Here is a 13,317-nt window from a genome sequence, read left to right as displayed (position 1 = left end):
CCGAGGCCTCGCGTTCTCTCATGCACTTGATTACTACTTGCCGCTTACTTGATCAGGCTCAGATAGTTGCCGCTCGGATAAGCAGTGTTCAACCACGTCGACAAACGATTCACCTGGGTCTTGTCGATCCCGTCAGCCTGCATCTGCGGAATCTGGTTCCACGTCCACGTCGGGAAGTTCTCGACGGTTCCGCCCGACACCGTCCCGTGAACATAGTCGATCGCGCACAGGCTTCGCATGCTCCAGAAGCAGGTGGTCTCGCCGGATACCGCATTGGCCTGACCTTCACGCTGCCACGAATTGATGTTGAAGCTGGTCGTGGTGTCCATCCAGTTCGACAGGAACGCGTTCACGACCGCCTGCTCCGTCGCAGGACTCGTGCCTTTCCAGACGCCGGTCTGCCCGCCGTTCCAGACGTCCAGCGGACTGCTGTCGCGAATGGTCCAGCCGCGTTGGACATCGGTCACGCCCACACCGTTATCCATTTCCTGCGCGCCCTTCAGCACGTAGAGGAAGTTGCGGATCGGCTCCGGTCTGCCACTGGCCTGATACAGGTTGTTGAGCAGTCCGTATGCATATTGCCAGTCGGTCGGCATGTGGACGTTATGCGCGCCCGAGCCCGGGTTCAACAGGATCTGCAGGTAATACCACTGGTTGGCCTTCACGTAATGCGCGACGGGGCTGCCGAACATGCTGTTGTCGGCTGGGAAACCCTGGATATGCGGCGACACGTTGAAGACGAAGCGCCAGTATCCGCACCAGCCGCGCGTCTCGGCCTTGGGCGCGTTCTGTGTGTTGACCCATGCCGCCGGACAGTTGGTTTCCAGCGAAAAGTCCTGGGCAAGTTCCCACGACTTCATCAGTTGCCACTGCGCCGTACCGTACAGGTTCTTCTGCTGCGCAATCGTGTAGCTGCCGTTCACGCCTTCGTTGGGCGGCGTAAACCGTTCGCCGAATTCCACACCCCAGTAATAAAGGTTGCCGAAGATATCGCCGGTCTTTCCCTGCGCGTAGCTAGTGCCGCCATTGGCAAGCTGGGCTCGCATATTGTAGGTCGCCGTGCCCGTGCCTTCGCCCGCGTATTCCTTGTTCAGATTGCTGTTCGTGAAGTAATCACCCCACGCGTCCTTCGGATGAATGCGGGGCACCCAGTGATTCCAGTCGGGCAGTTGGAAGCCGATTGGAATTTCGCGGATATTGATATGCCCCTTCGTCGATATCGCTGCTTTATTGACGCCGCTCGGGAAAATCGCGGCAAGCGTATCCAGATCATTTTCCGATACAGCATCAATACCGGCGCCGCATGTCCAGTCGCTTACCGGCGCGCTATCCAGACCGGGACCCGGCTGATACGGCGGATTCCATGGACGGCACTTCGGACCCGGCGTGGGATTCGTGCTCGCAAGACTACGGATATAACTGGCAATCTGCATACCCTGGTTCTGCGACAAGCCGTGATATTCGCTTCGAACCACGATCGAGTTGTTCGAGTAATTGAACTTGAACAAATCGTTGCCGCTCGCGCTGTGGCAGTCCATGCAATGCGCCTTGAGCTGGTGACCCGAATTGACCGGCGAATCGATCAGCGTCGCGGTTTGCCACAACTTCTGACCCGCGGAGATATCGGCTGTGTTCGCAAGCGGCGCAGTCCATTTAGTCGGATCGTCTTGCGTGAAATTGCTGCTGGCAATCAGCGCATTGCCCGACGCATCGAGCAAATTGAACGACAACACGCGATAACCCGAGCTCACGCCATCGGTGGTATTGAAGCGGAAACTGATCGTGTTGTTTCCGTTGATTGCGCCCGTCACGGGTACGTTCATCTTGATGGTGTCGTAACCGCCGCCAATGCCGCCATACAATTTCGCGTTGCCCAGCACAGTCACGTTTGCATTCGTCAGATCGATCCACTTGCCGCCGTTGATCTGGACCGAACCCTTGGCGTCGTAGGAGAGATTGTTGACCTGCATGGTCAGCGTATTCGCTGACGCGCCCGCCGGAACGGCGAGGGTGGTCGTCACAACAACGCCGCTGCCCGCGCCCATCACCTCCAACGGCATGACCACCGCACCTGCGACGGGAGTCGTGGGCGTCGTGGTCGCCGGAGGCGTGGTCGCGGTCGTCGTGGCCGGCGCTGTCGTGGACGTCGCTGGCACGGAAGTCGAGGGTTTGCGCCTGCGCGCAGCGGCAGCGACGCTGCTGTCATTGACGGTTGCGGTACTCGCCGAATCGGGCGTTGCGCTGGCTACGGCCGCTGCTGCAGTACTGCTTGTTGCTGCTGCGGTATCGGAACTATCGCCACCGCCGCAAGCGCTCAACACAGCGCTCGATGCGAAACAGATTAACAATGCCTTATTGAGTTTTATCATTTTTTATGAGTTGCGGAAAAGATTAGAAACCTCACGAAAAAAGTCGATGAGGCTTGACGTCTTCAGAAGAAGCGTGATTTCCGCGGAAACGAACACTTGCATGCTGCGGACAGCGGTAAACGCGATTAACGCAATCAAACAGTGTTAATCTGCAATTCAACTTATTTGTCAGATGAATTAAACCAAAGCGGGCGGCTGTATTGATGTGTCGTCTCAAAGACGGTTAACTTCGGCATAGGCTCTACCTCCACGCAATAAGTGGTCAAAATTCAATTCAAATTCAACTGAACTCACGCCCGCATGAACAGAGTGATCAACTTGGAAACTGATAGTCCTCGATACGCTACTAAACCATAAGTGTTTGTTCAAACAATGAAAAACATATTTCGTTACATTCAATCGACCGTAAATATTGCTCAATCAGATCGATATCACGATTCATTGCATGATATGCACGAATCAGATCAGCTATTGCGCACTATCCAATCATGCAGTTTCCGAGGCCATATAAGATTCGGCAATGACAGCAATAGCTTTCCAAGTGCACCGTGATAGCCCATCCGGATTAACAAGCCGATATAACCCCTTTGCGCCGGGATTCTAAACGTATCGAATTGATTACTCGAACGCAAGAGTGTGACATTTTGTGAGATCTAGATTACAAGCTTATTCATCACATTAATTAAAATTAAGGGTCGCAAAGACCGAAGCAAGCAACAAGCGCGATCAGCGATGGCGGAAAACGACAGCTTGATGGCTGCTTAAGCCTTATCTGGAAAAGCTCGGCGTTTTGTCTTAAGTAACTACCGGTCGCAGTCAGTTTGAATAGTTCAGACAGTTCAAATTGCCCGGGAGAGTGATTAGGCAGGAAGGTAGCGGCGAAGGTGCTTGTTGGGCATCGTCCACAAAAAGTTGTGCGCAATAGCACAGACCGGTTTCAAGCGAACTTGTGCCCTGAAGACCGCGTTGTGCATAGCAAGCACTGTATCGGTGCCGTCAACGCGTTTGCATCCCACTTCGGTGCAAGGTTGCAACTCTCGTGTACGGCCAATCCAGCGTCCATGTCATGGCATGCTTCATGCATAGTGAATTTCATTCAAGTTACTTGAACAAAATTCACTAACCTATCATTGCGGCGCGGCCGCACGGGAGCATCATGCATAAGCCATTTCGAACGTTTGTCCTGTCGATGACCGGCGCATTTGCGCTGATTGCATCAGTACCCGGTTTTGCACAGGGCAGCGATCTGCTCGCCCGCGTAAAGGCAAACAAGGAGATCACGGTCGGCACGGAAGCGCGCTACGCGCCGTTCGAATCCATTGAAAACGGCAAGATCGTGGGCTACGACGCCGACCTACTGCAATACGTATTAAAGTCGCTGCCCGATGTAAAACTCAAGCAACTCGACCTGCCCTTCCAGGGCCTGTTGCCCGGCCTCGACGCCAAGCGCTTCGACATGGTCATCACCGCCGTCACCGTGAACAAGGACCGTGCGAGTCACTTTGCTTTCACGTTACCTGTCGCCGATGCCACCGCCGGCGTGCTCGTGCGTTCGAACGAAGCGTCCATCAAATCGCCGAACGACCTGAACGGGAAGATCGTCGGCTCGCAGACGGGTTCGGCCCAGTTGCAGGCACTCATGGCGCTCGACAAAAACCTGAAAGCCGCTGGCGGTCCCGGCATCAAGCAGATCAAGCAATACGTCGCGTTCGATGAAGCATATGCGGACCTGGCCGTCGGCCGTCTCGATGCGGTCGCGCAGTCGGTCGCGAACCTCGGGCCCTTGTTGAAGTCACGTCCGGGCGTGTTCACGGTGCTGCCGCAGAGCATTGGACCGAAGAGCTACTTTGCGTGGGTCGCGCGCAAGGACGCAGACAGCGCCGCACTGCTGAAGCTTTTCAGTGATGGGATCGCGCGTGCGAACAAGGACGGCACCATGAAAGCGCTGCAGATGAAGTGGTTCGGCACGACTATGGATGTTCCTTCGGACGCCGTTCCCGAACCGTCGATGTAAGCAACGTTCATCTATATGAACCCTCCCGATCTCCTTGCGCGTTGCGCAAGTTATCTGCCGCAATTACTGGACGGCGCGATCACCACGTTGTGGCTTTCGGCCATTGCAGTGGCGTGCGGCTTCTTCGCGGGCATCTTCATCTACATGATGTCGGCGAGCGAAAGCCGGACCTTGTCAACGGCTGCACGCGTGTATGTCAGCGTCTTTCGCGGTACGCCCGTCCTCGCACAACTGCTGGTGTTCTATTACCTGCCCTCCGGTCTCGGTTGGGCGATTCCAGGGGTGGTCGCGGCGGCTATCGGGTTATCGATGAACACGGCGGCTTATCAATCGCAGATTCTCGGCACGGGATTTACCGCGATTCCACGCGGGCAGATCGAGGCCGCAAAGACGTTCAACCTCACGCGGTGCCAGACCCTGTGGCACATCGAGATCCCGCAAGTGGTTGCGTTGACCCTGCCGGCGCTGGTCTCGGAGATGATCGATATCGTCAAGGCGTCCGCAGTGGTGTCGGTGATTGCCGTGACCGACCTGATGCGCGTCGGGCAGCAACTGTCTTCGTTCAGTTATCGGCCGCTCGAGGTCTACACGCTCGCTGCGTGCTTTTATCTTGCGATCACGTCGATGCTTTCCCTCGCTGGACGAGGTATCGAACGGCGCATGGCGCGGCGGGCGTGACCGACATGAACAGTTTTCTCTTTCTCATCCCTCGCTTTGCCGATGCCATCCTCGTTACGCTCGAAGTCAGCGTAGTCGCGGCCTTCATTGGTGCTTTGGGCGGCTTTGTCCTGAACGCGTTGCGCCTTCGATTTCCGCGGTTGCTCGGCGCGCTGTATCGCATCTATATATGGCTCGTTCGCGGGACGCCGTACCTTTCGCAACTGGTGATCGTCTACTTTGGGCTGCCCGTCATAGGCGTCACGATGACCGCCGTGCAGGCGACCATCGTCTCGCTTGCGATTTATTCCGCCGCCTATTTCGCGGAGATTTTTCGAGCAGGCTGGGCCAGCATTCCAAGTGGGCATATGGAAGCGGCGCGCGCATTTGGCATCGACCGATGGTCAGTGTTTCGAAGCATCGAACTGCCTCAAGCCATTGCGTTCGTCATGCCGTTGCTTGCGAACCAGACCAATCTCGTCATCAAGGAAAGCGCGGTTGCATCGATCATCACGGTGCCCGAGTTGACCATGACTGCAAGCGACATTGTCTCGTCCACCTATACGTACATCGGTCCATACGCGATGTTGATCATCTGCTACTGGCTTCTCACGCAATGCGTCGCCGTTGCCTTCAAATGGGCGTCGGTGCTCATCGCTCCATCGCGTAAAACGTCATGAGCTCACTTCCCATTCTCGAACTTCGCGCTGTGGGTAAATCGTATGGCGCCAATCGCGTGCTCAAGGGCATCGATCTGACCGTGCAGCGTGGAGAGATCGTTTCGCTCATTGGACCGTCGGGTTCCGGCAAGACGACGGCGTTGCGCTGCATGAACTTCCTCGAAGCCTACGATGAAGGCGAGGTCTGGATCAAAGGCCAGTTGCTTGGTTATCGATCAGCAGGCCGTGCCGAACGTGACCGCGATAGCGAGAAGAGCATTGCGGACGTGCGACGGCCAGTTTCGATGGTATTTCAGCAGTTCAACCTGTGGCCGCATATGACCGTGCTCGGCAACGTGGCTGCGCCACTGGTGTTATCGAAAAAGGCAGATAAGGGCGATGCGTACAAGCAGGCGCTTGCAGCGCTCAAGCGCGTCGGTCTGGTCGAAAAGGCGCATGCGTATCCGGCGTCGTTGAGCGGCGGACAGCAACAACGCGTGGGAATTGCGCGTGCGTTGGCCATCGAACCCGAAGTCATGTTGCTCGATGAACCCACGTCCGCACTCGACCCCGAACTCGTGGAAGAAGTGCTGAGCGTCATCCGCTCTCTTGCGCAAGACGGCATGACGATGGTGATGGTCACCCACGAGATGAGCTTCGCCGCAAAGATTTCGGATCAAGTGGTGTTCATGGAGGCCGGAAAGATCGTGGAAGCGGGGCCGCCCGAGCAACTCTTCGGCAACACGCGCACACCGCGCTTGCAGCAGTTCCTGAAGCCCTGGTTCGATCGCAGCCTGACTTCCGTCGCGGGGCTTGAATGATTCAGGACGACGCGCTCAAAACCGCATGCAGCATCAACGCAACGCGCCTTCTTGAATCCATCCAGACACTTGCGCGCTTCGGCGCGCGTGATGATGGAGGTGTGGACAGGCCGGCGCTTTCGACAATCGACATTGAAGCGCGCCGCCACCTGGTCGAGCGTGCAATCGCACTCGGCTGCACCGTGCGCACCGATGCCTGCGCAAACCTCTTTTTCCGTCGCGAAGGTCTGCAAGATCTGCCGCCGGTCATGACGGGCAGCCATATCGATACTCAACCCACCGGCGGCAAACTCGACGGATGTTATGGCGTGCTCGCAGGCTTCGAATGTCTTGCTGCATTGAACGATGCCAACATCCGGACGCGCCGCCCGTTCGAAGTCGTTGCATGGACCAACGAAGAAGGCACGCGGTTCCAACCCGGCGCGATGGGGTCGAGTGCGTTCGTCGATCCAGCCTTGCTCCAACACTACGGACAAGCGAAAGACGGCAACGGCATCACGCTCGCTGCTGCGCTCGCGGCGCATCGTGACGCGTTTCCTGCGATCGAAACACGTGCCGTGCAAGAGAATGCGCATGCGTTCGTTGAACTGCACATCGAACAAGGCCCGCTGCTCGAACTCGCCGATATTCCTCTTGGTGTAGTCACCGGCATCCAGGGCGTGCGCTGGTACGCGGTGCACTGCAAGGGCGCGGCTGCGCACGCCGGCACCACACCCATGCACGCGCGCCATGACGCCATGACGCTCGCGGTCGCCGTGCGCGCGGAGATATCGGCGCTTGCACACCAGCTCGGCGGCGTCGATACCCGCATCACCTTCGGCCGATGGACCGTGTTGCCCAACTCCATCAACACGATTGCATCGGACGTCACGTTCACGGTGGACTTCCGTCATCCAGACGCGTCCGTGCTCGATGCGTTCGATACCCGGCTGAGCGCCTGCATCGAACGTCATGGCGCTACGCGCGAAGCGTTGTTCACGCATCCACCGGTCGTGTTTGCGCCCTCGGTCATCCGTCGCGTCGCAGAGGCATGCAACGCACTCTCATCACCGCCGATGAACATCACATCCGGCGCGTTCCACGACGCCATGTATCTGGAGAAGCATTGCCCGACCGCGATGCTCTTCGTCCCAAGTCGCGGCGGCATCAGCCATAACCCGCTCGAAGCCACCGACGACGATCACCTCGTTCTGGGCACGCGCGCGCTCGCGCACTGCCTGGTCCAGCTCTGCAACGAAGCACCCTGAAACTGATACGACTTAAGGAGTCACCATGAGCACGCCGCACGTTGAACATCATCACGACAACAGCCACGAACTCGGCGAGAACGCCACGCTGCGCGAACCCATTTCCGCCGATGGCATGCCGGAGATCGGCAAGACCTATACCGTGCCGGCGCGCAATGGCCGCGCGGTTCGCGTGAAGGCGGGTCAGACGATTCGCATCACCAACACGCACGGCGCGCAGGTCTGCGATACGTGGATCTTCAACGCGAATCACCTCGACGAATTCCTTTCGTTCGAACACGCGCGCGCATCGCTTGATAAAGTCATTCCGCAAGCCGGCGATCCGCTGATGACCAACCATCGCCGGCCGATTGCAGAGCTCGTCGCCGACACATCGCCCGGTGTTCACGACACGCTGATGGCGGCCTGCGATTTGTATCGATACAAGAATCTCGGCGTGCATGGCTATCACGACAACTGCGCCGACAACATGCGCATGGCGTTGAAAGCCATCGGACTGCGCGCGCGAGAAGTACCGCAACCGTTCAACCTGTGGATGAACATTCCGATCAAGCCGGACTATTCCATTGAGTGGCTGGCGCCGGTATCGAAGGCAGGCGACCATGTGGACATCAAGGCAGTGATGGATTGCGTCGTGGTGATGTCGGCGTGTCCGCAGGATATTATTCCCATCAACGCGCTCAATCCGCTGGAAGTCGAATTCACGGTGCTGACGTAGACCCTCAAACTTTTAGAAGAGCCTTCCTGGTGGCCACAAAAATCCCCGCAGCACGAAAATCGGCCAGCGCACACCCGCGCGCAAGCAAGCCTGTCGAGGTTCAGCCCGATCCGGCGGCGGCACTCGGCGTGCGTCTCAAACACGCACGGATGGTCAAGCAACTGACCCTGAAAGCGCTCGCGGAGCAGGCCGGCTGCTCGGAAAGCATGTTGTCCAAACTGGAAGGCGGTCACGCGCAGCCATCGCTCGCGACGCTGCACAAGATTGCGCTGGCCTTGTCGACCAATGTGGGCGCGCTTGTATCGGGGCCCGACATCAACACGTCGCCCGTACAGCGCGCGAACGAGCGGCCGACGACCGAGTTTCCGTCGGCCGGCAAGCGGCTTTCGATCATGCTTGAACGCGTGATCGTGCCCGCTGCCGGACAGTTGTTGCAAAGCGATATACACGTGATCGAACCGCTTGCAAGCAGCGACGAACAGATCAGCCACGCGGGCGAAGAGCTCGGTTATGTCATCGAGGGCGAGTTCGAACTGACACTTGGCGACGAATGTCATGTGCTGCACGCAGGTGACACCTTCTACTTTCCCAGCACCGTGCCGCATAGCTACCGCAATCCGGGCAAGACGGTGACACGCGTGCTGTGGACCAATACACCGCCTACTTTCTGACGAGACATTCATGCCCGGCACCGATCGAAGCCAGATGGCGCTTCCGCGTTTCAGCGGCATTCCAACGTTCATGCGGGTGCCGTATTGCACGAATATCGATGAACTCGATATCGTGCTCGCCGGCATTCCGTTCGACGGTGGCGTCACAGCCCGTCCGGGCGCGCGTTTCGGTCCGCGCGAGATCCGCAACATGTCGAGCATGACGCGTGCGATCCATCATGTATCGCGTTTCAATCCCTTCGATGTTTGCCGCGTTGGCGATATCGGCGATGTGCCGTTCACCGATCTGTTTCATCTTGAACGCTCGCATGAAGACATCCGGCGCTTTTTCGAGCCTGTGTTCGCCGCTGGCAAGATTGCGTTGAGCGCAGGCGGCGATCACTCGATCACGTATCCGATCTTCCAGGCCATGGCGCCGAAGGCGCCTATCGGCATGGTGCATATCGATGCCCATACCGACACGTGGGACAGCTTCAAGGGATCGAAATTCACGCACGGTGCGCCGTTTCGCCGCGCGGTCGAAGCGGGCCTGCTGGATCCGAAACGTACGATCCAGATCGGCATTCGCGGCGCGCAGAATTCCGATGAAGGCTGGCGGTATTCGCTGGAAAGCGGGATGCGGGTGGTGTTTATTGAAGAGTTCGACGAACGTGGGGTGAATGCGATCATCGGGGAAGCGCGCAAGGTGATAGGCGATGGTCCGGCGTATCTTTCACTCGATGTCGATGGTCTTGATCCGGTCTATACGCCAGGGACGGGTACACCGGAGATTGGCGGTCTGACGACGCGGGAAACGTTGGGGCTGCTGCGCGGGCTGGACGGGCTTAACTGGATCGGCGGGGATGTGGTGGAGGTTTCGCCACCCTACGACCCGAGCGGTAACACGGCACTTGTTGCCGCTACGCTCATGTATGAGATTCTTTGTTTGCTGGCGCGGAGGTTTGGGTGAGGTTGGGCGGCCGGTTTTTTTGTGGTCGGGGTTGTTGGTGGGTTGCTGCTATTTGGGCCTGTGCGCGTTATATTCTGGCTGTTCTCTTTATCACTATTAGCCACTGTGCGTGGCGGCACTCCATTTCACGCGTTGTGCGCTGGCGCTCGGGACAGTGTTCGTTGCGGTCAGGGTTGATGCCGGGTTGCTGCTGTTTGAACTACCGCGCGTTCTGTTCTAGCTGACTTCTTTTGCACTATTAGCCACTGTGCGTGGCGGCACTTCATTTCTTTTTCCAACGGCGAAAAAGAAACGAAGCAAAGAAAACGCCTCTCAACCGCTAATTCTTAAGTGTCCCGAGCGTGCACTGACAACTGTTTGGTACTTCAGAAGAACGCTCGACGCCATAACCACCAACAGTTGAAACCCTCCCCCTCCGAACACCGATACCCACACGCTTCGCCACCAGTGTGGGAATCCGTCAATTAGGCCTCCGCGCTGCGCGCGCTGGCGCCCGAACGTAAGAGTTGGCTGTTCTGGTTCCGTTTTCCCCGTGTTTGCCTAGGACCACTGGCGAAATTCGGGCAAGTTGAGCATGCTGTAGAGCCGTTACGGCTCAACCAGTTGTTATGCGTTGGTCAGGTTTCCGTATTGACTGCCACAGTTACTAGTGGCGAAGCGTGTGGGTATCTGTTGACGGAGGGGGAGGGGTTCAAGTGTTCGTGGTTATGGCGTCGAGCGTTCTTCTGAAGTACCAAACAGTTGTCACTGCACGCTCGGGACACTTATTTGCCCTCGGTTGGGAGGCGTTTTCTTTGCTTCGTTTCTTTTTCGCCGTTAGAAAAAGAAATGAAGTCCCGCCACGGACAGTGGCTAATAGTGCTAAAAAAGTCAGCTAGAACAGAACGCGAGCAAGCTCAAACAGCAACAACCCGGCATCAACCCCGACCGCAACGAACACTTTCCCGAGCGCCAGCGCCCTAGTGCGGTAAATCCTGCCCCTTCGTTTCAGGAGCAAACGGAATCACCGCCAACCCGACCACAAACGCAATGGCAGTCAGTGCAATCGGCACGCCGAGAGTCTTCATATGCAGCACCATCGCGCCGATGCCAAAATTCACGATTGCCCCAAAAAACCGCCCTATCGATGTACAAAACGCAAACGCCGTCGCACGCACGCGAGTCTCAAACTGCTCCGGCAACCAAAGACTGAAGAGCGCAAAGTTCCCGCCAAAAAATCCCAGCACGACCAGCAACGCAATAAACGGCACGAGCCCGTTCTCGAGATAAAACGCCCAGCCAAACGCGAGCACAATCGACGCAGCCATGCCAACGAAATACACCGCCAGCGTCATCCTGCGCCCGATCTTCTCGGCCATCGGCGGCAACGCAAGACACCCGACAATCGTACCGATAGACAACAAGCCCGTAGCAATCGATGCCATCCGCGACGCTTCCGGCTTCGTCATGCCGGCCTTCGTCGCAAGCTGGATCACGGCCGAAGGTTCATAAACCGCACCCGCCCACAAGCCGATGATCGCGACCGTCAGCAACACGGTCGCAACAATCGTCCGCTGTCTGTACTGCGCAGAGAAAATGGACCGCAACGAACTGGCCTGCTTGACAACCGTTGCTTCAACCTTCTGCCACTTGTCCGTTTCCTTCACGCGCAGCAACACGACGATCGACACAACTACCGGCACCACACCGACCAGGAACATCGCGCGCCATCCAAACGTCGCCCCGATGGTGTAGTTCAGCGCCGCCGCAATAAAGAATCCAGCGTAGTACCCGGTCTGCAGATACCCGGCGCCCATCTTGCGGCGATCTTCGGGCCACGCCTCGGCCACATATGTACCGGCCAACGCCCACTCCCCGCCAATACCCACGCCCGCCAGGAATCGATAAATCCCCAACTCCCAGACCGTATGCGATGTCGCCGCAAGCCCGGTGAAAATTGCAAACGTGAAGATGGTCGCGGCCAAAACCTTGGTGCGCCCGAACCGGTCGGCGAGCGGTCCCCAGATGAACGACAGCCCCCATCCAACCAAAAAGAGCGCAAACAGGATCGACCCGGCAAGGCCCACGTTCGCTGGCGTGGCCGCATAACCGGAACGGGGCAACAGTTCGGTAAGCGCCGGCGCCAGCACCAGCGCATAGATGAACGAGTCCATTCCGTCGAGCGTCCAGCCCGCCCATGCGCCCCAGAAGCCCACTATCTGCGTCCGGTTGAGCGGCGTGCGCGTGCGCCGGCCGGCGGCTATCGTTGGTTCCAACGTGCGTGGCATGAATGTCTTCCTGGTTAAAAGCGACGCGCGCGGCAAGGATGATCGGGCGTCTGCGGGTAAGCACCGGGTCCTGCTCAAAAGCCTTAAAGGTGCAATTTGATATATAATATTTGAAATTGCGCGGATAACCACTCCGCACTTGTACCTAGCTTCGGTGAATAAAGCGTATGAAAAACGAGTTGAACCCGGCATTTCGCGAGGCGCAGTTCGAGCCGCGCCAAAGCACGTCGCGATACATTGCGGACGCGTTGCGCTCGGCCATCGTCGAAGGTACGTTGTTGCCGGGCGAACCTCTGCGGCAGGACGCCATCGCCAGGCAGTTTTCGGTGAGCGCCATCCCGGTGCGCGAAGCGTTCCGGCAACTGGACAGCGAAGGCTGGGTAACGATCGAACAGAACCGGGGGGCGTCGGTCAGCCTTCAATCTCCTGACGAAGCGCGCGAGATCTACGAGATTCGTGCATCGCTGGAGAGCCTGGCCGTTGGCATCGCGATTGAACGTCATACGGAAGCAACCCTTGCAGAAGCACGCGAATTGCTTGAAGCTGCTGCGAACGAGCGTGATCCGGCGCTATATGTAGTGCGCAACGAACAGTTTCATATGAGCTTGTATGCGCCGGCCGAACGTCCGCACTTGATGGAACTGATCGGCACCATGCATAGGCGCGGCGAGCGTTATCTGCGTCTCAAGTTCGGCATGCCGACGTTCAAGGGCCAGTCCGACGCGGAGCATGAAGCCATTCTCCAGGCGCTGCACGCCCACGATACCGAGGCGGCGCAAACGCTTGTCGCGCGTCATCTGCTTGCAACGGGCGAACTGGTTTATCGTTTCCTCCACGACGCGCAAATGCAGGCACAAGCCTCGCAACCGAAGAAACGCCGCCGCTCTTCCACCGCTTCGAAGTCCGCGTAAGCGCCGATCTTCGAGAGACAGACACCGAGGCCAT

General features: G+C 57.8%; 12 protein-coding genes. 10 read left to right on the top strand and 2 right to left on the bottom strand.

All coding sequences use genetic code 11. The features are described 5' to 3' along the window. Positions 1 to 44: 44 nt before the first annotated feature. On the bottom strand, positions 45 to 2,060 hold the full coding sequence (locus tag AX768_RS17045; protein WP_155524269.1) for a hypothetical protein: 2,016 nt from the start codon (positions 2,058 to 2,060) through the stop codon (positions 45 to 47). On the opposite strand from AX768_RS17045, the gene AX768_RS17040 reads away from it, so the two are divergent. The 9 genes from AX768_RS17040 (at position 2,059) to speB (ending at position 10,105) form a co-directional block, all read left to right on the top strand. Then, a complete protein-coding gene (locus AX768_RS17040; protein WP_155524268.1) occupies positions 2,059 to 2,517 on the top strand; it encodes a hypothetical protein in 459 nt (152 codons plus the stop codon). The genes AX768_RS17045 and AX768_RS17040 overlap by 2 nt on opposite strands. Before the next feature lie 1,008 nt (positions 2,518 to 3,525). Then, positions 3,526 to 4,383 carry a transporter substrate-binding domain-containing protein gene (locus AX768_RS17035; RefSeq protein ID WP_062001314.1) on the top strand — a complete coding sequence of 286 codons (858 nt, stop codon included), beginning with the start codon at positions 3,526 to 3,528 and terminating at the stop codon, positions 4,381 to 4,383. A 15-nt stretch (positions 4,384 to 4,398) separates the two neighbouring features. Next, positions 4,399 to 5,061 (top strand): amino acid ABC transporter permease, encoded by a 663-nt coding sequence (locus tag AX768_RS17030; RefSeq protein WP_062001313.1) that lies wholly within the window; start codon positions 4,399 to 4,401, stop codon positions 5,059 to 5,061. A gap of 5 nt (positions 5,062 to 5,066) precedes the next feature. Continuing rightward, entirely contained in the window at positions 5,067 to 5,720 is a 654-nt protein-coding gene (locus AX768_RS17025; protein WP_062002286.1) for an amino acid ABC transporter permease, read from the top strand. After that, the gene (locus AX768_RS17020) at positions 5,717 to 6,520 is read left to right on the top strand and encodes an amino acid ABC transporter ATP-binding protein (RefSeq protein WP_062001312.1); all 804 of its coding nucleotides are present in this window, start codon (positions 5,717 to 5,719) and stop codon (positions 6,518 to 6,520) included. Before AX768_RS17025 ends, AX768_RS17020 begins: the two co-directional genes overlap by 4 nt. Beyond that, positions 6,517 to 7,767, top strand: a complete 1,251-nt coding sequence (locus AX768_RS17015) for a M20 family metallo-hydrolase (RefSeq protein WP_062001311.1) — start codon at positions 6,517 to 6,519, stop codon at positions 7,765 to 7,767. The genes AX768_RS17020 and AX768_RS17015 overlap by 4 nt, the downstream gene beginning before the upstream one ends. A gap of 25 nt (positions 7,768 to 7,792) precedes the next feature. Then, a complete protein-coding gene (locus AX768_RS17010; RefSeq protein WP_062001310.1) occupies positions 7,793 to 8,485 on the top strand; it encodes a DUF1989 domain-containing protein in 693 nt (230 codons plus the stop codon). A gap of 149 nt (positions 8,486 to 8,634) precedes the next feature. Next, positions 8,635 to 9,156, top strand: a complete 522-nt coding sequence (locus AX768_RS17005; protein WP_062002285.1) for a helix-turn-helix domain-containing protein — start codon at positions 8,635 to 8,637, stop codon at positions 9,154 to 9,156. 10 nt (positions 9,157 to 9,166) lie between these two features. Further along, positions 9,167 to 10,105 (top strand): agmatinase, encoded by a 939-nt coding sequence (speB, locus tag AX768_RS17000; RefSeq protein ID WP_062001309.1) that lies wholly within the window; start codon positions 9,167 to 9,169, stop codon positions 10,103 to 10,105. A gap of 959 nt (positions 10,106 to 11,064) precedes the next feature. Here the strand turns inward: speB and AX768_RS16995 are convergent. Continuing rightward, entirely contained in the window at positions 11,065 to 12,372 is a 1,308-nt protein-coding gene (locus tag AX768_RS16995) for an MFS transporter (protein ID WP_062001308.1), read from the bottom strand. A gap of 167 nt (positions 12,373 to 12,539) precedes the next feature. Here AX768_RS16995 and AX768_RS16990 point away from each other — a divergent pair, with 167 nt between their 5' ends. Next, complete coding sequence (locus AX768_RS16990; protein WP_062001307.1) at positions 12,540 to 13,283, top strand: GntR family transcriptional regulator; 744 nt, start codon at positions 12,540 to 12,542, stop codon at positions 13,281 to 13,283. Positions 13,284 to 13,317: the final 34 nt, after the last annotated feature.

The organism is Burkholderia sp. PAMC 28687, from assembly GCF_001577465.1.
In the GTDB taxonomy this organism is placed as follows: domain Bacteria; phylum Pseudomonadota; class Gammaproteobacteria; order Burkholderiales; family Burkholderiaceae; genus Caballeronia.
This window is presented reverse-complemented; position numbering and strand designations above follow the sequence as displayed.

Bases quoted from the DNA above. Each gene is read 5' to 3' on its own strand.
- AX768_RS17040 (WP_155524268.1), top strand. From the start codon at position 2,059: ATGACCACCGCACCTGCGACGGGAGTCGTGGGCGTCGTGGTCGCCGGA.
- AX768_RS17045 (WP_155524269.1), bottom strand. From the start codon at position 2,060: ATGCCGTTGGAGGTGATGGGCGCGGGCAGCGGCGTTGTTGTGACGACC.
- AX768_RS17035 (WP_062001314.1), top strand. From the start codon at position 3,526: ATGCATAAGCCATTTCGAACGTTTGTCCTGTCGATGACCGGCGCATTT.
- AX768_RS17030 (WP_062001313.1), top strand. From the start codon at position 4,399: ATGAACCCTCCCGATCTCCTTGCGCGTTGCGCAAGTTATCTGCCGCAA.
- AX768_RS17025 (WP_062002286.1), top strand. From the start codon at position 5,067: ATGAACAGTTTTCTCTTTCTCATCCCTCGCTTTGCCGATGCCATCCTC.
- AX768_RS17020 (WP_062001312.1), top strand. From the start codon at position 5,717: ATGAGCTCACTTCCCATTCTCGAACTTCGCGCTGTGGGTAAATCGTAT.
- AX768_RS17015 (WP_062001311.1), top strand. From the start codon at position 6,517: ATGATTCAGGACGACGCGCTCAAAACCGCATGCAGCATCAACGCAACG.
- AX768_RS17010 (WP_062001310.1), top strand. From the start codon at position 7,793: ATGAGCACGCCGCACGTTGAACATCATCACGACAACAGCCACGAACTC.
- AX768_RS17005 (WP_062002285.1), top strand. From the start codon at position 8,635: ATGGTCAAGCAACTGACCCTGAAAGCGCTCGCGGAGCAGGCCGGCTGC.
- speB (WP_062001309.1), top strand. From the start codon at position 9,167: ATGCCCGGCACCGATCGAAGCCAGATGGCGCTTCCGCGTTTCAGCGGC.
- AX768_RS16995 (WP_062001308.1), bottom strand. From the start codon at position 12,372: ATGCCACGCACGTTGGAACCAACGATAGCCGCCGGCCGGCGCACGCGC.
- AX768_RS16990 (WP_062001307.1), top strand. From the start codon at position 12,540: ATGAAAAACGAGTTGAACCCGGCATTTCGCGAGGCGCAGTTCGAGCCG.